17 protein-coding genes are annotated in these 19,526 nt (G+C 51.7%); 11 read left to right on the top strand and 6 right to left on the bottom strand.

Features of this window, described 5'->3' with window-relative positions; translation table 11 throughout:
- Nucleotide 1: 1 nt before the first annotated feature.
- The 3 genes from cyoA to ICA20_RS18290 form a co-directional block, all read right to left on the bottom strand.
- Nucleotides 2-958 (bottom strand): cytochrome o ubiquinol oxidase subunit II, encoded by a 957-nt coding sequence (gene cyoA / locus ICA20_RS18300; RefSeq protein WP_038638258.1) that lies wholly within the window; start codon nucleotides 956-958, stop codon nucleotides 2-4.
- 584 nt (nucleotides 959-1,542) lie between these two features.
- On the bottom strand, nucleotides 1,543-3,018 hold the full coding sequence (gene ampG / locus ICA20_RS18295; protein WP_038638261.1) for a muropeptide MFS transporter AmpG: 1,476 nt from the start codon (nucleotides 3,016-3,018) through the stop codon (nucleotides 1,543-1,545).
- A gap of 44 nt (nucleotides 3,019-3,062) precedes the next feature.
- A complete protein-coding gene (locus tag ICA20_RS18290; RefSeq protein ID WP_003021617.1) occupies nucleotides 3,063-3,641 on the bottom strand; it encodes a lipoprotein in 579 nt (192 codons plus the stop codon).
- A 306-nt stretch (nucleotides 3,642-3,947) separates the two neighbouring features.
- Between ICA20_RS18290 and bolA the strand changes: the two genes are divergently transcribed.
- The 9 genes from bolA (at nucleotide 3,948) to fadM (ending at nucleotide 14,369) form a co-directional block, all read left to right on the top strand.
- Nucleotides 3,948-4,265, top strand: coding sequence for a transcriptional regulator BolA (gene bolA / locus ICA20_RS18285; protein ID WP_038638264.1), 318 nt, complete (start codon nucleotides 3,948-3,950; stop codon nucleotides 4,263-4,265).
- Between the two features lie 346 nt (nucleotides 4,266-4,611).
- A complete protein-coding gene (gene tig, locus ICA20_RS18280; protein WP_038638267.1) occupies nucleotides 4,612-5,910 on the top strand; it encodes a trigger factor in 1,299 nt (432 codons plus the stop codon).
- Between the two features lie 247 nt (nucleotides 5,911-6,157).
- On the top strand, nucleotides 6,158-6,781 hold the full coding sequence (gene clpP, locus ICA20_RS18275) for an ATP-dependent Clp endopeptidase proteolytic subunit ClpP (RefSeq protein WP_032939995.1): 624 nt from the start codon (nucleotides 6,158-6,160) through the stop codon (nucleotides 6,779-6,781).
- Between the two features lie 126 nt (nucleotides 6,782-6,907).
- Nucleotides 6,908-8,182, top strand: a complete 1,275-nt coding sequence (gene clpX / locus ICA20_RS18270) for an ATP-dependent protease ATP-binding subunit ClpX (RefSeq protein ID WP_003831013.1) — start codon at nucleotides 6,908-6,910, stop codon at nucleotides 8,180-8,182.
- A gap of 184 nt (nucleotides 8,183-8,366) precedes the next feature.
- On the top strand, nucleotides 8,367-10,721 hold the full coding sequence (gene lon / locus ICA20_RS18265; protein WP_038638272.1) for an endopeptidase La: 2,355 nt from the start codon (nucleotides 8,367-8,369) through the stop codon (nucleotides 10,719-10,721).
- 209 nt (nucleotides 10,722-10,930) lie between these two features.
- Entirely contained in the window at nucleotides 10,931-11,203 is a 273-nt protein-coding gene (gene hupB / locus ICA20_RS18260; RefSeq protein WP_003021629.1) for a nucleoid-associated protein HU-beta, read from the top strand.
- A gap of 267 nt (nucleotides 11,204-11,470) precedes the next feature.
- The gene (gene ppiD, locus ICA20_RS18255) at nucleotides 11,471-13,345 is read left to right on the top strand and encodes a peptidylprolyl isomerase (protein WP_038638276.1); all 1,875 of its coding nucleotides are present in this window, start codon (nucleotides 11,471-11,473) and stop codon (nucleotides 13,343-13,345) included.
- 146 nt (nucleotides 13,346-13,491) lie between these two features.
- A complete protein-coding gene (locus ICA20_RS18250) occupies nucleotides 13,492-13,866 on the top strand; it encodes a helix-hairpin-helix domain-containing protein (protein ID WP_038638279.1) in 375 nt (124 codons plus the stop codon).
- A 104-nt stretch (nucleotides 13,867-13,970) separates the two neighbouring features.
- Complete coding sequence (fadM, locus tag ICA20_RS18245) at nucleotides 13,971-14,369, top strand: long-chain acyl-CoA thioesterase FadM (protein ID WP_038638282.1); 399 nt, start codon at nucleotides 13,971-13,973, stop codon at nucleotides 14,367-14,369.
- A gap of 58 nt (nucleotides 14,370-14,427) precedes the next feature.
- On the opposite strand, the gene queC is transcribed toward fadM, so the two are convergent.
- Complete coding sequence (queC, locus tag ICA20_RS18240; protein ID WP_038638285.1) at nucleotides 14,428-15,123, bottom strand: 7-cyano-7-deazaguanine synthase QueC; 696 nt, start codon at nucleotides 15,121-15,123, stop codon at nucleotides 14,428-14,430.
- 64 nt (nucleotides 15,124-15,187) lie between these two features.
- The gene (locus tag ICA20_RS18235; RefSeq protein ID WP_038638288.1) at nucleotides 15,188-16,888 is read right to left on the bottom strand and encodes an SgrR family transcriptional regulator; all 1,701 of its coding nucleotides are present in this window, start codon (nucleotides 16,886-16,888) and stop codon (nucleotides 15,188-15,190) included.
- A 100-nt stretch (nucleotides 16,889-16,988) separates the two neighbouring features.
- Between ICA20_RS18235 and cof the strand changes: the two genes are divergently transcribed.
- Complete coding sequence (gene cof, locus ICA20_RS18230; protein ID WP_038638290.1) at nucleotides 16,989-17,807, top strand: HMP-PP phosphatase; 819 nt, start codon at nucleotides 16,989-16,991, stop codon at nucleotides 17,805-17,807.
- 50 nt (nucleotides 17,808-17,857) lie between these two features.
- Here cof and ICA20_RS18225 read toward each other — a convergent pair whose 3' ends face one another.
- Nucleotides 17,858-18,913, bottom strand: a complete 1,056-nt coding sequence (locus ICA20_RS18225) for a PLP-dependent cysteine synthase family protein (protein ID WP_129695007.1) — start codon at nucleotides 18,911-18,913, stop codon at nucleotides 17,858-17,860.
- Between the two features lie 116 nt (nucleotides 18,914-19,029).
- On the opposite strand from ICA20_RS18225, the gene decR reads away from it, so the two are divergent.
- On the top strand, nucleotides 19,030-19,488 hold the full coding sequence (gene decR, locus ICA20_RS18220; RefSeq protein WP_003831023.1) for a DNA-binding transcriptional regulator DecR: 459 nt from the start codon (nucleotides 19,030-19,032) through the stop codon (nucleotides 19,486-19,488).
- Nucleotides 19,489-19,526: the final 38 nt, after the last annotated feature.

Genomic DNA, 19,526 nt, shown 5'->3' with positions numbered 1-19,526 from the left:
CTCAACCCCTTGAGTTGGCGGATTCCGCGTGGCTCATGTCCATGCCTTCCATACCTTCGTGTGCGCTGTGCTCACCTTCTGGTTGGGTCATGTCCATGCTCTTACCGTGAGCCATAAATTTGTTAATAACATCTTTAAACAAATCAGGTTTCACGTTGGAGAAGTATTCCACCTGGTTGTATTCGCTTGGCACAGCCACTTTTTCGAACGCAGCCATGTCGCTCATGGTGTTCGGAGACTGCTTAGCTTTAGCAACCCATTGGTCGAATTCGGCGCGGTCCTTTGTTGCAATAGCCTTGAATTTCATACCGGAGAAGCCTGGTCCGCTATAGCTTGCGGAGATACCATCATAAGTACCGACTTCATTGGCGATCAGATGCAGTCGAGTCTGCATACCAGCCATGGCATAAATCTGGCTACCCAGACGCGGGATAAAGAAGGAGTTCATCACGGAGTTAGAGGTCACTTTGAAGTAAACCGGAGTGTTCGCCGGGAAAGCGATTTCATTCACGGTTGCAATGCCCTGTTCCGGATAGATGAAGAACCATTTCCAGTCCATGGAAACCACTTCAATGGTAATGGGCTTCTCGTCATGCGCCAGCGGTTTGCTTGGCTCAAGAGCGTGAGTGGTTTTCCAGGTCAGCACGGCAAGGAAAATGATGATTAAGATCGGCACCGTCCAGACCACAGCTTCCACTTTATTGGAGTGTGACCAGTTCGGGCTGTACTTCGCATCTTTATTGCTTGCACGATACTTCCAGGCAAAACCAACAGCCATCAAGATGGCAGGAATAACGACGATCAACATCAGGCCAAATGCCGTCAGTATCAATGACCGTTGTTCCAGTCCAATCTGTCCTTTAGGGTCAAGCAGCGCAGAATTACAGCCACTGAGCAACGCAGTGCCTGCAATTAATGACAACCATCCCAAACTTTTATTGTATTTCCTGAGTCTCATTTAACGACCTCAATTCCACGGGACCGGGTGGCGTTTAAAGTGTGAGGTCATTTTACGGGAAGGTTACATTACTGTAAACATCATTGGATCTGTGTTACCGGGTTCTGCCGAGCGTGTCACATATGTTGCAATATATGTCGGGTTGGCTTTAAGAACCTGTTGCAACATCACGTTATAACGAAAGCAGGCAGGTGAGGGACGTGCGGAGGGCAATTGGTATAACCAATACCAAAATAAAACAATTAATTAACAATTGATTATCAATAAAAAGACAATTACAGAACAAAAAATAAATTTTTCATGGCTGAATCGAGTAAGGAAAATAGCATGTATAAAAGGCGTCAATAATTTCCAAATTCTATGGCGCACAAAATAACAAATAATATTTTTCTCAGTTGTTGTTTATTTAGCCGTTATAATTACGCAGGGTGATTACAACGGCTAAATATGCTCGTCATACTTCAAGCTACGGGTGTGTTGGCTTTCCTCGCTCACCCCAGTCACTTACTTATGTAAGCTCCTGGGGATTTGCTGCGTCGCCGCCTTCCCGTAACTCGAATTATTTAGAGCATAAATATGCAACATCACGCCAGACGGGTTTTGCGCAATGCCAGATAATCCAGCAATCCGCCGAATACCACTCCGCAGACCGCGACCACCACCGAGATTTCAAGCAGTTCCGGCAGGAAGGAGAAGTTGGTGTAGTCCAGTGCGTTAAGGGTCAGCAACAATAGCCAAACTGCCAGCAAACAGCAGCCCGCGACTAGCGTCATTAATGCCAGACCGTACGCGCCACGAAATTCCGTGCGCGGAATAAAGCTTTCATTTTGCCAGCTATGTTCCAGCGTCTGGCGACAAACCAGCAGCAGGAGGAGTCCAGGCAGCGCGGCAAACACGGAGAACAGATAAAACGTGGGCCACCCGTGCGCTTCGACAAACCAACCCGCTACCGGACCTACGTACACGCGGCCAACCGCTGAAAGCGCGGAGAGCAGGGCGAACTGGGTCGCTGAGAAGGACTTATTGCACAGCGTCATTAATAAGGCGACAAACGCCGCGGTGCCCATCCCGCCACACAGGTTCTCAAAGAAGACGGCGGCGGCCATACTGAACATGTGTTTGTCAGTGACGGACAGCAGCCAGTAACCTGCGTTTGATGCCCCTTGCAGAATACCGAAAATCAATAATGCGCGGAACAGCGAGAGGCGCTGCATCAGGATTCCGCCGTACAGCGCGCCAACAATGGTTGCCAGCAGCCCCAGCGTTTTATTCACCACGCCGACTTCACCCGCATCAAACCCAACCCCGCGGATTAAAAAGGTGGTGGTCAGACTCATGGCGAAGGCATCACCGAGTTTATACAGCACGATGAGGAGCAGAATCAGCCAGGCATTGTTGCGGCCAAAAAAGTCTCGCAGCGGAGCCGCAACCGCCTGTTCCAGAGATTTAGGCACCGGAATAGCATCTGTTGGTTCTGGCGCTAACAGGGTGGCGATGATGCAAGGGATCAGCAGCGCCGCCATCAGCCAATACATTCCCTGCCAGCCGAGCCAGCGGTCGGCCATCCACAGGGCCAGTCCGCCGGAAACCAGCATCCCTAAACGGTAACCCAGTACGCTGATTGCCGCACCTGCGCCACGCTCTTCGGTGGGCAATACGTCGGTTTTCCAGGCGTCAAAGACGATATCCTGCGATGCCGAACAAAACGCGATCACCACCGCCAGCGCGGCCATCCAGCGTAGCTGCGTACCCGGCTCCAGAAAGCCCATCGCGGCGATAGAAATCAATAGCAGTAGCTGGGTCGCCAGTAGCCAACCGCGACGTCGGCCCAAAAACGGCGGCGTATAGCGGTCCATCAATGGAGACCAGAGGAACTTAAATACGTAGGCCTGGCCGACCAGAGAAAAGAAACCGATGGTTTTAAGATCGATATTTTCGACCGTCATCCACGCCTGGAGCGTACCGGATGTCAGTGCGAGCGGTAATCCGGAGGCGAACCCCAGAATGAGCAGGATAGCTGAACGTGGTTGCTGAAAAATACGTAAGTAATGACTGGACATGGGCTTCTATAGGCCCGACGAACGCCGGGCCATATGGGCAGAAATTAACGAGCGTTCTGCTTGATGAAATCGTGAACGCTGGTGTCCTGAGACATATCAGCGATGGTGTCGGTCAGGACGCTGTTAACGGCATCAGCAATATTTTTGTTGGAGGCCTGCAGCGCGCCTTCAACAGAGTAGCTTGCGCGGTAGTTTTTGGTCATCTTGTTACCGTTTGCCGCGGTCGCAATAATAGCGATGTCTGCTTTAGTGGCGATATTGTAACGCACGCTACCCTGAGACACGTCAGCATACAGCTGGCTAACAATGATTTGCAGGTTTACTGCGCCGTTCGGACCAATCATATAACCACGCGCGGTCATCTGTTTTTCCAGCACTTCTTGCAGCAGGAAACGCAGATCGCGGGAAGCGGTCAGGGTAACCAACTGGTTGTCGCGGGTGACTTTTGCCAGCGCCTGATCCTGACGCTGGTCGGCGCCGTTGATACTCACGGTCACGCCCATCAGGCTCGGATCCTGCTGCGGCAGGGTAATTTTAGGGGAGACTTCAATGGTGGTAGGCGGCGTTGCGCATCCTGCCAACATAAACATCGCAACTAACGGGAAGAGGATTTTTTTAAACATGCCAGGGCTCTCAGCGAATCTAAATTGTGTGGTTAGAGAAAATTCCCGCCATCATAACATCGCCAACGATGAGGGGAAGTGGGTAACGCATGTAAATTCATTGTGTTGTCCTTTTTATGACTTTGTGGAGACCAGAAACGGACTTTTTGCAATAAACCAAAGAATGAAATGAGTGAACTTCATTCGTTTGGCTGAGAAAATCAGACAAGCGCTAATTTTTTGTTGCTAAGGTGTAATGAAAACGGTAAAAGCGGCTAGTATTTAAAGGGATGGGTGACATCTCAGCGTTGTCGGAGGAAAAATTTCATGATGATTCGTGAGCAAATAGAAGAAAAATTAAGGGCAGCGTTCCAACCCGTATTCCTCGAAGTTGTGGATGAAAGCTATCGTCACAATGTCCCGGCAGGTTCTGAAAGCCACTTTAAGGTTGTGCTGGTTAGCGATCGTTTTACAGGTGAACGTTTTCTTAATCGTCATCGGATGATTTACGGCACGTTAACGGCGGAACTCTCCACAACCGTACATGCGTTAGCCCTGCATACCTATACCATTAAGGAGTGGGAAGCGTTGCAGGACACGATCTTTGCGTCGCCCCCTTGTCGTGGAGCCGGGAGCATCGCGTAGAAAAACGGATTTGCAACAACCGATGTTTTTCCAGTATGTTGCTACAGAATATGTGAAAACGGCCTGCGGGCCGTTTTGTTTTGTCTGAATTCTGGGGGAGTCGTACAGTATTCAGACAAAAATTAGCCGGGAATTGTGAAAAAAGCCGCAGCAACGCGCGATAACCGTTCTCGACTCATAAAAGTGATGCCGCTATAATGCGCGTCTTATTTTTCGGAATGTCTTCGGGATGATTCTGACGACAGGGAATGTGATTGCTTATGAGAACATCCCAGTTCCGCGAAGCCAACAACCTGTGCTTGCGGAGAAGAGTTGACCGAGCACTGTGATTTTTTGAGGTAACAAGATGCAAGTTTCAGTTGAAACCACTCAAGGCCTTGGCCGCCGTGTAACGATTACTATCGCTGCTGACAGCATCGAGACCGCTGTGAAAAGCGAGCTGGTCAACGTAGCGAAGAAAGTGCGTATTGACGGTTTCCGCAAAGGAAAAGTACCGATGAATGTTGTTGCTCAGCGTTATGGCGCTTCCGTGCGTCAGGACGTGCTGGGCGACCTGATGAGCCGCAACTTCGTTGACGCGATCATCAAAGAAAAAATCAATCCGGCTGGCGCACCGAACTACGTTCCGGGGGAATACAAGCTGGGTGAAGATTTTACTTACGCGGTAGAGTTCGAAGTGTACCCGGAAGTTGAGCTGACTGGCCTGGAAGCAATCGAAGTTGAAAAACCGGTTGTTGAAGTCACCGACGCTGACGTTGATGTAATGCTGGACACTCTGCGTAAGCAGCAGGCTACCTGGAAAGACAAAGACGGCGCTGCTGATGCAGAAGACCGTGTAACCATCGACTTCACCGGTTCTGTAGACGGCGAAGAGTTCGAAGGCGGCAAAGCGTCTGACTTCGTACTGGCGATGGGCCAGGGTCGTATGATCCCAGGCTTTGAAGAAGGCGTTAAAGGCCACAAAGCTGGCGAAGAGTTCACTATCGACGTGACCTTCCCGGAAGAGTACCACGCTGAAAACCTGAAAGGTAAAGCCGCTAAGTTCGTTATCAACCTGAAGAAAGTTGAAGAACGCGAACTGCCGGAGCTGACTGAAGAATTCATCAAACGTTTCGGCGTGGAAGATGGTTCCGTAGCCGGTCTGCGTGCTGAAGTACGTAAAAACATGGAGCGCGAGCTGAAAGGCGCTGTGCGTAACCGCGTTAAGTCTCAGGCGATCGAAGGTCTGGTAAAAGCTAACGACATCGACGTACCGGCTGCTCTGATCGACAGCGAAATCGACGTTCTGCGTCGTCAGGCTGCGCAGCGTTTTGGCGGTAACGAGAAACAAGCTCTGGAACTGCCGCGTGAACTGTTCGAAGAACAGGCTAAGCGTCGCGTAGTTGTAGGCCTGCTGCTGGGCGAAGTTATTCGCACCAACGAGCTGAAAGCTGATGAAGATCGCGTTAAAGGCCTGATCGAAGAGATGGCTTCTGCTTACGAAGATCCGAAAGAAGTTGTTGAGTTCTACAGCAAAAACAAAGAGCTGATGGACAACATGCGTAACGTCGCTCTGGAAGAACAAGCTGTTGAAGCCGTTCTGGCGAAAGCGAAAGTGACTGAAAAAGTCACTTCCTTCAACGAGCTGATGAACCAGCAGGCGTAATTCGTCGCTTTTGTAGCACGAATTTCGTACGCAAGCCCGTCACCTTTTGGTGGCGGGTTTTTTTTTGTCACGCATTTTGCATGGGAAGAGTGCGAAAACAGCGTTTCAGTGTTAGCGTTACAACAAAAGATTGTTATGCTTGAATTATGGCGATGTCGTACCCATTACTGAGGGACTAGCTGATAATCCGTCCATAAGGTTACAATCAGCACAGCAGGTTTTTTCAAATTTTATCCAGGAGACGGAAATGTCATACAGCGGCGAACGAGATAACTTTGCACCCCATATGGCGCTGGTGCCGATGGTCATTGAACAGACCTCACGTGGTGAGCGCTCTTTTGATATCTATTCTCGTCTACTTAAGGAACGCGTCATTTTTATGACTGGCCAGGTCGAAGACCATATGGCTAACCTGATTGTGGCGCAGATGCTGTTCCTGGAAGCAGAAAACCCGGAAAAAGATATCTACCTGTACATCAACTCCCCTGGTGGGGTAATTACTGCCGGGATGTCTATCTATGACACCATGCAGTTTATTAAGCCGGACGTCAGCACCATTTGTATGGGCCAGGCGGCCTCAATGGGCGCGTTCCTGCTGACTGCCGGGGCGAAAGGTAAACGTTTTTGCCTGCCTAACTCTCGCGTCATGATCCACCAGCCTCTGGGCGGTTACCAGGGCCAGGCAACGGATATTGAAATTCATGCCCGCGAAATCCTGAAGGTAAAAGGGCGCATGAACGAACTTATGGCGCATCATACGGGTCAATCTCTTGAGCAGATTGAACGTGATACCGAGCGCGATCGCTTCCTCTCCGCTTCTGAAGCGGTAGAGTACGGTCTGGTCGACTCGATTTTGACCCATCGTAATTAATGCCCAGTGCGCAGGTGTGCCGCTATAATTACCTGGAGCGGCACAACGCTGACTAGCGTCTTGCGCCTGAGAATGGCATTTGCGTCGTCGTGTGCGGCACAAAGAACAAAGAAGAGGTTTTGACCCATGACAGATAAACGCAAAGATGGCTCGGGCAAATTGTTGTACTGCTCTTTTTGCGGCAAAAGCCAGCATGAAGTGCGGAAGCTGATTGCCGGTCCATCCGTGTATATCTGCGACGAATGTGTCGATTTGTGTAACGACATCATTCGCGAAGAGATTAAGGAAGTAGCACCGCACCGTGAACGCAGTGCGCTGCCGACGCCACATGAAATTCGCAATCACCTGGACGATTACGTTATCGGTCAGGAACAGGCGAAGAAAGTGTTGGCGGTCGCGGTATACAACCATTACAAACGTCTGCGCAACGGCGACACCAGCAATGGCGTCGAGTTGGGCAAAAGTAACATCCTGCTGATTGGCCCGACGGGGTCCGGTAAAACGCTGCTGGCTGAAACGCTGGCGCGCCTGCTGGACGTTCCGTTTACTATGGCTGACGCCACCACGCTGACCGAAGCCGGTTATGTGGGTGAAGATGTTGAAAATATTATTCAGAAACTGCTGCAGAAGTGCGACTACGACGTACAGAAAGCGCAGCGCGGGATCGTCTATATCGATGAAATCGACAAGATTTCTCGTAAGTCTGACAACCCGTCCATTACCCGTGACGTTTCTGGCGAAGGCGTACAGCAAGCGCTGTTGAAACTGATCGAAGGTACGGTTGCCGCCGTTCCGCCGCAGGGGGGGCGTAAACATCCGCAGCAGGAGTTCCTGCAGGTTGATACCTCTAAGATCCTGTTTATCTGCGGTGGCGCGTTCGCTGGTCTGGACAAAGTGATCGCTAACCGTGTTGAAACCGGCTCCGGCATTGGTTTTGGCGCAACGGTAAAAGCGCAGTCTGATAAAGCCAGCGAAGGTGAGCTGCTGTCGCAGGTGGAGCCGGAAGATCTGATCAAATTTGGTCTGATCCCTGAGTTCATCGGTCGTCTGCCGGTGGTGGCAACGCTGAGCGAACTGAGTGAAGAAGCGCTGATCCAGATCCTGAAAGAGCCGAAAAACGCCCTGACCAAGCAGTACCAGGCGCTGTTCAACCTTGAAGGTGTCGATCTGGAGTTCCGTGAGGAAGCGCTGGATGCTATCGCCAAGAAAGCGATGGCGCGCAAAACCGGTGCCCGTGGTTTGCGTTCCATCGTCGAAGCCGCGCTGCTTGACACCATGTACGATCTGCCTTCGATGGAAGACGTCGAAAAAGTGGTGATCGATGAGTCGGTGATTGGCGGTCAGAGCAAGCCATTGCTGATTTACGGTAAGCCGGAAGCACAGCAGGCATCTGGCGAATAATTCATCAATTCATACAGACATTTAATTAAAAAGGGGGGATTTTATCTCCCCTTTTATTTTTCCGTAAACATGGCGTTGAATGTGTGGGAAACATCCCCATATACTGACATACATGTTAAAGGTGGTGTGAAGCACAGTCGTACCACCTGATTACCTGGCGGACACTAAACTAAGAGAGAGCTCTATGAATCCTGAGCGTTCTGAACGCATTGAAATCCCCGTATTGCCGTTGCGCGATGTGGTGGTTTATCCGCACATGGTCATACCCTTATTTGTAGGGCGGGAAAAATCTATCCGTTGTCTGGAAGCGGCTATGGACCATGATAAAAAAATCATGCTGGTCGCACAGAAAGAAGCGTCAACGGATGAGCCGGGTGTAAACGATCTTTTCACCGTCGGGACCGTGGCCTCTATTTTGCAGATGCTGAAACTGCCTGACGGCACCGTAAAAGTGCTGGTCGAGGGGTTACAGCGCGCGCGTATTTCTGCGCTGTCTGACAACGGCGAGCATTTCTCTGCAAAAGCGGAGTACCTTGACTCGCCTGCCATTGATGAGCGCGAACAGGAAGTGCTGGTGCGTACCGCTATCAGCCAGTTCGAAGGCTATATCAAGCTGAACAAGAAAATCCCACCAGAAGTGTTGACGTCGCTGAACAGCATTGACGATCCCGCGCGTCTGGCGGACACCATCGCTGCGCACATGCCGCTGAAGCTGGCAGACAAGCAGTCCGTGCTGGAGATGTCCGACGTTAACGAACGTCTGGAATATCTGATGGCGATGATGGAATCTGAAATCGATCTGCTGCAGGTTGAGAAACGCATTCGCAACCGCGTGAAGAAGCAGATGGAAAAATCCCAGCGCGAGTACTATCTGAACGAGCAGATGAAAGCTATTCAGAAAGAACTCGGCGAGATGGATGATGCGCCGGACGAAAACGAAGCGCTGAAACGCAAAATCGACGCGGCGAAAATGCCGAAAGAGGCAAAAGAGAAAGCCGAAGCAGAGCTGCAGAAGCTGAAAATGATGTCTCCGATGTCGGCGGAAGCGACCGTGGTCCGTGGCTACATCGACTGGATGGTACAGGTACCGTGGAATGCGCGTAGCAAGGTCAAAAAAGACCTGCGTCAGGCGCAGGAAATCCTCGATACCGACCATTACGGTCTGGAACGCGTCAAAGACCGTATCCTTGAGTATCTCGCGGTTCAAAGCCGTGTGAACAAAATCAAGGGGCCGATCCTGTGTCTGGTTGGGCCGCCGGGGGTAGGTAAAACTTCTCTGGGCCAGTCCATCGCGAAAGCGACCGGGCGTAAATACATCCGTATGGCGCTGGGCGGCGTACGTGATGAGGCTGAAATTCGCGGTCACCGTCGGACCTATATCGGTTCGATGCCGGGTAAACTGATCCAGAAAATGGCCAAAGTGGGCGTTAAAAACCCGCTGTTCCTGCTCGATGAGATCGACAAAATGTCTTCCGACATGCGTGGCGATCCGGCTTCCGCGCTGCTTGAGGTGCTGGATCCAGAGCAGAACGTGGCGTTCAGCGATCACTACCTGGAAGTGGACTACGATCTCAGCGACGTGATGTTCGTTGCGACTTCGAACTCCATGAATATTCCGGCGCCGTTGCTGGATCGTATGGAAGTGATCCGTCTGTCCGGCTACACCGAAGACGAGAAGCTGAACATTGCTAAACGTCACCTGTTGCCGAAACAGATTGAGCGTAACGCGCTGAAAAAAGGCGAGCTTACGGTCGACGATAGCGCCATTGTGGGCATTATTCGTTACTACACCCGTGAAGCGGGCGTGCGTAGTCTGGAGCGTGAAATCTCTAAACTGTGCCGCAAAGCCGTGAAGCAGTTGCTGCTCGACAAATCACTGAAACATATTGTGATCAATGGCGACAACCTGCACGACTACCTGGGCGTACAGCGCTTTGACTATGGTCGCGCGGACAACGAAAACCGCGTCGGTCAGGTGACCGGTCTGGCGTGGACGGAAGTGGGCGGCGATCTGCTGACCATCGAAACCGCCTGCGTTCCGGGTAAAGGCAAGCTGACCTACACCGGTTCTTTGGGTGAGGTAATGCAGGAGTCTATTCAGGCTGCACTGACCGTGGTGCGTGCGCGCGCGGAAAAACTGGGTATTAATCCGGACTTTTACGAAAAACGCGACATCCACGTTCACGTACCAGAAGGGGCGACGCCGAAAGATGGTCCAAGTGCCGGTATTGCCATGTGTACCGCGCTGGTTTCTTGTCTGACCGGTAACCCGGTACGCGCCGATGTGGCGATGACCGGCGAGATCACTCTGCGTGGTCAGGTGCTGCCAATCGGTGGTTTGAAAGAAAAACTGCTGGCGGCGCACCGTGGCGGCATTAAGACGGTCTTAATTCCAGATGAAAACAAACGTGACCTGGAAGAGATTCCGGACAACGTGATTGCCGATCTGGACATCCATCCGGTGAAACGCATCGAGGAAGTTTTGACGCTTGCGCTGCAAAATGAACCCTCTGGAATGCAGGTTGTGACCGCAAAATAGTGACCTCGCGCAAAGAGCACTAATAAAAACAGGGCTGGCAGGCCATTTCGGACTTGCCAGCCTTTTTTTGTATAGCTAATTTAGATGACGGATTAGGCTTGCCATCATTAACGGGTGTTGTAAGGGCATGGCAGGCCTGATATAACTGCTGCGCGGTCGCACTTTGAAGGATTCAGGTGCGATATAAATTATAAAAGAGGAAGAGAAGAGTGAATAAATCTCAACTGATCGACAAAATTGCTGCAGGGGCTGATATCTCTAAAGCTGCGGCTGGACGTGCGTTAGATGCAATTATTGCTTCTGTTACCGAATCCCTGAAGGAAGGCGATGACGTAGCGCTGGTAGGTTTTGGTACTTTTGCCGTTAAAGAGCGTGCTGCCCGTACTGGTCGCAACCCGCAAACAGGTAAAGAGATCACCATCGCCGCGGCTAAAGTACCGGGCTTCCGTGCAGGTAAAGCACTGAAAGACGCGGTAAACTAAGTGATTTCCCCTTTGGGGATGTGACGAAGTACAAGGGCGCATCAACTGATGTGCCTTTTTTATTTCTGATTCCGGTACTTTCTACGTGTTGTGGGCTGACAATTGCCCCCGTTTCTTGTCACAATAGGCCTTTGTGCGCAGCGTTCAGGAAACGCTATGCTGCGTGAAGCATATATACTCAAAATCCTTGCCGCCGTTGTTGTAACAACGTGCAGGCGGCTTGAAGGATAACGCGTATAGTCATCTACAGCGGAGTGTGGTTACACCATGATGGACAGCTTACGCACGGCTGCTAACAGTCTCGTGCTCAAGATTATTTTCGGTATCATTATCGTGTCGTTCATTTTGACCGGCGTGAGTGGTTACCTGATTGGCGGGGGCAACAATTACGCCGCCAAAGTGAATGGCCAGGAGATCAGCCGCGGGCAATTCGAGAATGCGTTCAATAGCGAACGTAACCGCATGCAGCAACAGTTGGGCGATCAATACTCTGAGCTGGCGGCGAATGAAGGCTATATGAAAACGCTGCGTCAGCAGGTGCTGAATCGTCTTGTAGACGAAGCGCTGCTGGATCAATACTCCCGCGAGCTGAAGCTCAATATCAGCGACGATCAGGTTAAACAGGCTATTTTCGCCACGCCTGCTTTCCAGGTGGACGGCAAATTTGATAACAACCGCTACAATGCGATTGTTAATCAAATGGGAATGACCGCCGATCAGTACGCTGAGGCATTACGTAATCAGCTTACTACCCAGCAGTTGATCAACGGCGTTGCCGGTACGGACTTCATGCTGAAAGGCGAAACCGATGAGCTGGCGGCGCTGGTCGCACAGCAGCGTATCGTGCGTGAGGCGACGATTGACGTTAACGCGCTTGCCGCGAAGCAATCCGTTACCGAGCAGGAAGTTGCCAGCTACTACGAGCAGAATAAAAACAACTTCATGACGCCGGAACAGTTCCGCGTGAGCTACATCAAGCTGGACGCTGCTGCACTGCAGGAGACGGCCAGCGATGCTGATATTCAGTCTTACTATGACCAGCATCAGGACCAGTTCACTCAGCCGCAGCGTAACCGCTACAGCATTATTCAGACGAAAACGGAAGATGAAGCTAAAGCGGTACTGGATGAGTTGAGCAGAGGCGCAGATTTCGCTGCGCTGGCGAAAGAAAAATCAGCCGACATCATCTCTGCCCGTAAAGGTGGCGATATGGGATGGCTGGAAGATTCCACCACTCCGGATGAGCTGAAAAATGCCGGCCTGAAAGACAAAGGCCAACTGTCCGGTGTGATTAAATCTTCCGTTGGTTTCCTCGTTGCGCGTCTTGATGACGTACAGCCTGCGCAGGTTAAACCGCTGAGCGAAGCCCGTGACGACATTGCGGCGAAAGTGAAGCAGGAAAAAGCGCTGGATGCGTACTATGCGCTGCAGCAGAAAGTGAGCGATGCAGCCAGCAACGATAACGAATCCCTGGCGGGTGCGGAGCAAGCTGCCGGTATGAAAGCGGTTGAAACGGGCTGGTTTAGCCGTGACAGTCTGCCGGAAGAGCTGAATTTCAAACCCGTCGCTGACGTCATTTTCAATGGGGGTCTGGTTGGCGAGAACGGTACGCCTGGCAGTAACTCTGACATCATTACCGTGGATGGCGATCGCGCGTTTGTGCTGCGTATTGCAGAGCACAAAGCCGAAGCCGTTAAGCCACTGGCTGAAGTGAAAGAGCAGGTTACTGCGCTTGTTAAGCACAATAAAGCAGAGCAACAGGCTAAGCTGGATGCTGATAAACTGCTGGCGGACCTGAAAGCCGGTAAAGGCGATGAAGCGATGAAAGCCGCGGGTCTGAGCTTTGGTGAGGCGAAAACGCTGAGCCGCACTGGTCAGGATCCTCTGAGCCAGGCAGCCTTTGGTCTGAGCCTGCCAGCGAAAGACAAACCGAGCTACGGCGTGGCGAACGATATGCAGGGGAACGTTGTTCTGCTGGCGCTGGACGAAGTGAAAGCGGGTTCGATGCCTGAAGCGCAGAAGAAATCGATGGTTCAGGGGATCACCCAGAACAACGCGCAGATTGTGTTCGAAGCGCTGATGAGCAACCTGCGTAAAGCCGCAAAAATTAAAATCGGTGACGCGCTGGAACAGCAGCAATAACCGAGGCAGTTCGCAAAAAATTGCATAAAGTTGTATTAACCAAAGGCCGCTTTCGCGGCCTTTTCCATTTCTGTTATTTGCCGTTTGTCTGCTGTTCCGCACCTCGCTATCGTGATTCCACTGTTAACAAACACGGAGAAAACAGTATGAAACATGGAATCAAAGCCCTGCTTATCACCCTTTCATTGACCTGCGGCGCTATGGCCCAAAGCGCATTGGCTGCAGAGCCCGTTGCCAAAAACCAGGCGACTCAAACCAAAGCGGATGCTTCCACAGTGGCGCAAAGCAAGGCTACGCAACCCGCTAAAGCAAGCGATGATGAAGGCACCAGGGTAAGCATCAACAGCGCTTCTGCGGAGGATTTAGCGCGAGTGATGAATGGGGTCGGACTGAAAAAAGCTCAGGCCATTGTCAGCTATCGAGAAGAGTACGGGCCATTTAAAACGGTCGATGATTTAAAGCAGGTGCCGGGGATGGGAAGTTCTTTGGTAGAGCGTAACCTGGCAGTTTTAACACTTTAATAACTTGCAGAGCGCTGAAAGTTTGCCAGACTATAGAGGTCATACCAGTTATGGCCTCTTCACCCTGAATATGTACATATAAAAAAACGTAAGGTTTCTGCGCTATGCAAACACAAATCAAAGTCCGTGGTTATCATCTTGATGTCTATCAGCACGTCAACAATGCCCGTTATCTTGAGTTTCTGGAAGAAGCACGCTGGGATGGACTGGAAAACAGCGACAGCTTTCAGTGGATGACCGCTCACAACATCGCTTTTGTGGTTGTGAATATTAATATCAACTATCGCCGTCCGGCGGTGCTGAGCGACCTGCTGACTGTTACCAGTCAGGTACAGCAGTTAAATGGCAAAAGCGGCGTGTTGAACCAGACTATCACCCTGGAGCCGGAAGGACAGGTGGTAGCAGATGCGTTGATTACCTTCGTCTGTATTGATTTGAAAACGCAAAAAGCGCTACCGCTGGAAGGAGAGTTGCGCGAGAAACTGGAACTGATGGTGAAGTAGTGGCTGCGAGTGCTTGCAGGCCGGATAAGCAAAGCGCCATCCGGCATCGCTCAACCCATTACTTTAACCCGGTTTTCTGCTTCATCGCCGTCATCACTGCCGGTTTATCCGCCAGATAATGGTTAAGACCGTTGGCGCGCAGATTACAGGCCGCGCAGTGACCACAACCGTCACCTTTGATACCGTTATAGCAGGTCAGCGTTTCTTCGCGTACCAGGTCCAGCTTGCCCCAGTAATCGGCCAGCGCCCAGGTTTCGGCTTTATCGATCCACATCAGCGGAGTTTCAAAGCGGATATCTTTTGCCATCCCCAGGCTCACGGCATGGTTCAGAGCCTTGACGAACTCATCGCGACAGTCAGGATATCCAGAGAAGTCGGTTTCACAAACGCCGGTAATGACCGCCTCTGCCTGTACCTGATATGCGTAAATCGCCGCCAGCGTTAAAAACAGAATATTGCGTCCGGGCACAAAGGTATTGGGAATGCCGTTCGCATCCGGTTCGTAATCAGGCACCGGAATGTTATCACGGGTCAGGCTACTGACAGCCAGTTCGCTAAGCAGCGTGACATCAAGCACTTTGTGCGCACGCGCGCCGAGTTTTAAGGCCAGATCACGTGCGACATCAATCTCAGCGCGATGGCGCTGACCATAATCAAAGGTCACGCAGTGCACTTCATCATACTGATGTAGCGCTTGCGCCAGACAGGTCGTGGAGTCCTGACCTCCACTGAATACAACAACGGCACGTTTCATGGCTTTTCCTGACAAATAACGAAACCCATATGGTAGCGCCTGGACGTGGTGTCGACCAGCTTCTTCATGCTGAAGGGGGCGGTAACCAGGCTTCGGTGAACTCAAACCAGCCGCGAGGATTCAGGCGAACACCGTTCACGCCCGGTGGCGCGCTAATACGATAGTGATAATTGAACAGCGGAGTCAGCGTGGCATCATGCATCAGCGTGGCGAACACTTGCTGTAACGCCGCATGACGATCGTCTTCATTGGCCTGGACTTGCAGGGCATCCAGCGTGGTTTGCAAGTGCGTGTATTCAGGCGCATTGAGTACATGTGACCACAGTTGATCGCAACGTAACCACTGTTCGAGGGTATATTCAGGCGCTTCGCAAATCAGTCTGTCTCCCATCATCAGGTCGGCCTGCGCTAAAGGATGATTACCGTCCCAGTTTTTAGCATTATGAAATATAAGCGTTAATTCACAGCCGAGTAGCGCCAGCGCCTGGCGAAGCTGTTCAGCCATGGCATGTAGTTCAACCGGCAGGTGATATGCCAGCGTCAGTTTTTCCGGTAGCGCTACCTCGTTCAACTCATCCCATTGCGGGATTGTCCATCCAGGCAGCAGCGCATTGCTTGGGGTTATCAGGTTTTCATCTACCTCCAGCGTTTGTAGCAGGGAAGAGCGATGGATAATATTGACCAGCCGGCGGGCTTGCAAGGTATTCAGGCGCGCGCTTTTTCTGAGCGTGAGATAGCAAAAACCGAGGCTTATCCCGCTGCTCACCTGGCTTAGCATGGGCAACTCTTCGGGTTTACCTATCGCTATTTGCACCGGATGGCGACAGCTGGTGCCCAAGTCCTGGGAGAAGAGTTGCGGAGTTATCCAGTATTCGATCGCTTTCAGGAGTGGATGACTCAGGTGGTAGTGATCGTGACTCTCGATACGCACCAGCTCAGGGGTAAACAACGTCAACCGGAACGGACCGGTACCTACAAACGGATGTTCCGGATGCGCCAAATGGCTGCTGTAGCTTGCCAGACGATGCGCCAGCCAGAAGTCGGGGCGATGCAGAATAAAGGTCAGACACTGGGGATGGGTCACCTCAATATGTTTGACGCTGATGAACAATTTGTTCAGGGCGGGTAGCTCAAGTAGCATCAACAGTTGTTGGTGTAACTGCGTGCTGCTGACGGCATCGCCGTTATGCCAGTACAGCGTGGAGCGAATATAGAAATCCCAACGCAGGCCATCGGCGGAGATATTCCAGTGGTGAGCTAAATCACCGCAGGGGCGTTGTGTATGCGTGTCAAACCGGGTCAGGCCAGAGAATACCTGCCCGGCGAGATGTTGCTCTGCGCGACCAGGGAGAAATCCGGGGTGCAAAGGGTCGAGCTGGCGGTAATAGGGGATTCGTAGGGTTGGCGTGTCGTTTTGCCACTGGCCGCCCATAAACGGCTGTAGCAGGGTTCTTAATTCACCCGGCGCCAGTTGGGCCAGCTCCAGCACGCTAAGCTGTTCCCCCTTTTGCAGCGCCTGCTCCATCATGGTATTGCGTAGCGAGTCCGGCGTAACTAAAAAGCGTAGCTGCCCGCGTTTACCCCGCCCCGATTGGGCGTGCCACTCCAGCCAGCCTGCATCCTGCGCTTGTTTTAACAAGGTTCGCACGTGGCGTTCGCTGCAAAAACAGCGTTCAGCCAGTTCGCCAATGGTCACCAACTGCGGCTCCCCGTTCGAGGGCTGCCACAGGCGTTGGTATTGATTTAGTCGGTTCAATAGTCGCATATAAACCCGGAACAATTCATTTTATCTATTCACTATTACTTCCGTATATCTCAGGTGATACTGAATCACAAGTTAACCGCCTCACAGTGTGGAGAAAGAAATGGCTCGTCTGGCTGCATTTGATATGGATGGCACTCTTTTGATGCCGAATCACCATTTAGGTGATGAAACGCTTTCAACGCTGGCGCGCCTGCGTGAACGTGATATCACTCTGACATTTGCCACCGGTCGCCATGTGCTGGAGATGCGCCACATTCTGGGTTCTATTTCGCTGGATGCCTTTTTAATCACGGGTAACGGTACGCGCATTCACTCGCTGGAGGGTGATGTGCTGCACCGCCAGGATCTGGATCCGAATGTTGCGGATAGTGTATTGCACCAGAAGTGGGACACCACGGCCAGCATGCATGTCTTTAATGACAACGGTTGGTTCACCGGACAAGAAATTCCAGCGCTGCTTCAGGCGCATGTGTATAGCGGATTTCGCTACCAGATCGTGGATGTGAAACGTATTCCCGCCCACCAGGTAACGAAGATCTGTTTCTGTGGCGATCATGACTCGCTGATCCGTCTGCGCATTCAACTCAATGAGGCGCTGGGTGAACAGGCGAATCTCTGTTTCTCCGCGGTTGATTGCCTCGAGGTGCTGCCGCTGGGATGTAATAAAGGTTCTGCGCTGGCGGTATTGAGCAACCACTTAGGTTATTCAATGGCCGAGTGTATGGCGTTTGGCGATGCCATGAACGATCGCGAAATGTTAAGTAGCGTAGGGCGCGGCCTGATTATGGGTAACGCGATGCCGCAACTGATTGCTGAACTGCCTCATTTATCGGTGATTGGGCATTGCCGTAATCAGGCCGTATCACACTTTTTGACGCATTGGCTGGACAATCCGCATCTACCTTATTCCCCCGAATGAGAGATCCCTTCCAGCAAGCCAGACTTCGCGTCTGGCTTTTTTTTGTCTGATTAGTGGGTATTCAGGAGTAGAGCCAGCTCCGCTTTCCACGGCGTTAAATCACCGATGTGCGCGTCGACCCACAGCGGGTTGTAATAGGTTTCCAGATAACGTTCGCCGCTGTCACACAGCAACGTCACCAGCGATCCCGTTTCTCCTGCATCGCGCATACGGGCGGCAAGTTGTAATGCTCCCCACATGTTGGTACCGGTTGAGGCGCCAACTTTACGGCCTAGCTGCGTCTCCAGCCAGTGCGCGGTGGCCACGCTGGCGGCATCAGGCACGCGCAGCATTTCATCGACCACGTCAGGAATGAAAGACGGTTCTACGCGTGGGCGACCGATACCTTCGATTTTGCTACCTACCGGGGTGCGTAAGGTTGCATCGCGATCTTGCCAGAAGGGCAGAAAGACCGAGTTTTCCGGATCCACCACCATCAAACGAGTGTCGTAGCCCTGACAACGAATATAACGGCCAATGGTCGCCGAGGTGCCGCCGGTTCCGGCACTCATCACGATATGCCGGGGAACGGGGTTGGGCTCGCATTGCATCTGCCGAAAGATACTGTCGGCAATATTGTTGTTACCACGCCAGTCGGTGGCGCGCTCAGCGTAAGTAAACTGATCCATGTAATGGCCGTTCAGCTCACGCGCCAGTTGTTCAGAAGCCGCATAAATTTCGCAGGCGCTTTCCACGAAATGACAGCGCCCGCCGTAAAACTCAATCTGTTCAATTTTACGTTTCGCAGTACACGAAGGCATAACGGCGATAAACGGTAATCCTAACAGACGGGCGAAATACGCTTCGGAAACCGCCGTTGAGCCGGATGATGACTCAATGATGGTAGTGCCTTCTTTGATCCAGCCATTGCACAGTCCATACAGAAACAGTGAGCGTGCCAGACGATGTTTCAGGCTCCCGGTCGGATGCGTGCTCTCATCTTTTAAATAGAGCTGAATGCCCGGAAACGCCGGGAGTGACAGACGAATGAGATGCGTATCCGCAGAACGCTGATAATCCGCGTTGATTTCATTGATGGCGTTTTTAACCCAGGAGCTATTCATCATTAAAAGATATCCATTTGTCATTTTGTGCCCAGAATAGCGAAAAGCACGGAAAAAATTGTTGCCATTTAGCCTTTAAAATAGAATGTAAGGAGAAAATTCTTCTCTGTGGAGTGGATATGTTAGACAAAATTGACCGTAAGCTGCTCGGCTTACTGCAACAGGACTGCACCCTTTCTTTGCAGGCGTTAGCAGATGCCGTTAATCTGACTACCACCCCTTGCTGGAAACGCCTTAAACGGCTTGAAGATGATGGTATCCTGCTGGGGCGAGTCGCCCTGCTGGATCCCGAAAAACTGGGGCTGGGCTTAACCGCGTTTGTGTTGATCAAGACTCAGCACCACAGCAGCGAATGGTATTGCCGCTTTGTCACCGAAGTCACCGGAATGCCGGAAGTTCTGGGATTCTGGCGTATGGCAGGGGAGTATGACTACCTGATGCGGGTCCAGGTCGCCGATATGAAAAGCTATGACGAATTTTATAAGCGCCTGGTGAACAGCGTGCCGGGCCTGTCTGATGTCACCTCCAGCTTTGCGATGGAACAGATTAAATACACAACCGCTCTACCGATTGAATAATTCTCCCGGCGCTCATTGCCGGAAATCTTGTCAGGACA

This window comes from Citrobacter sp. C5_2 (assembly GCF_014596845.2).
Classification (GTDB): domain Bacteria; phylum Pseudomonadota; class Gammaproteobacteria; order Enterobacterales; family Enterobacteriaceae; genus Citrobacter; species Citrobacter werkmanii.
This window is presented reverse-complemented; position numbering and strand designations above follow the sequence as displayed.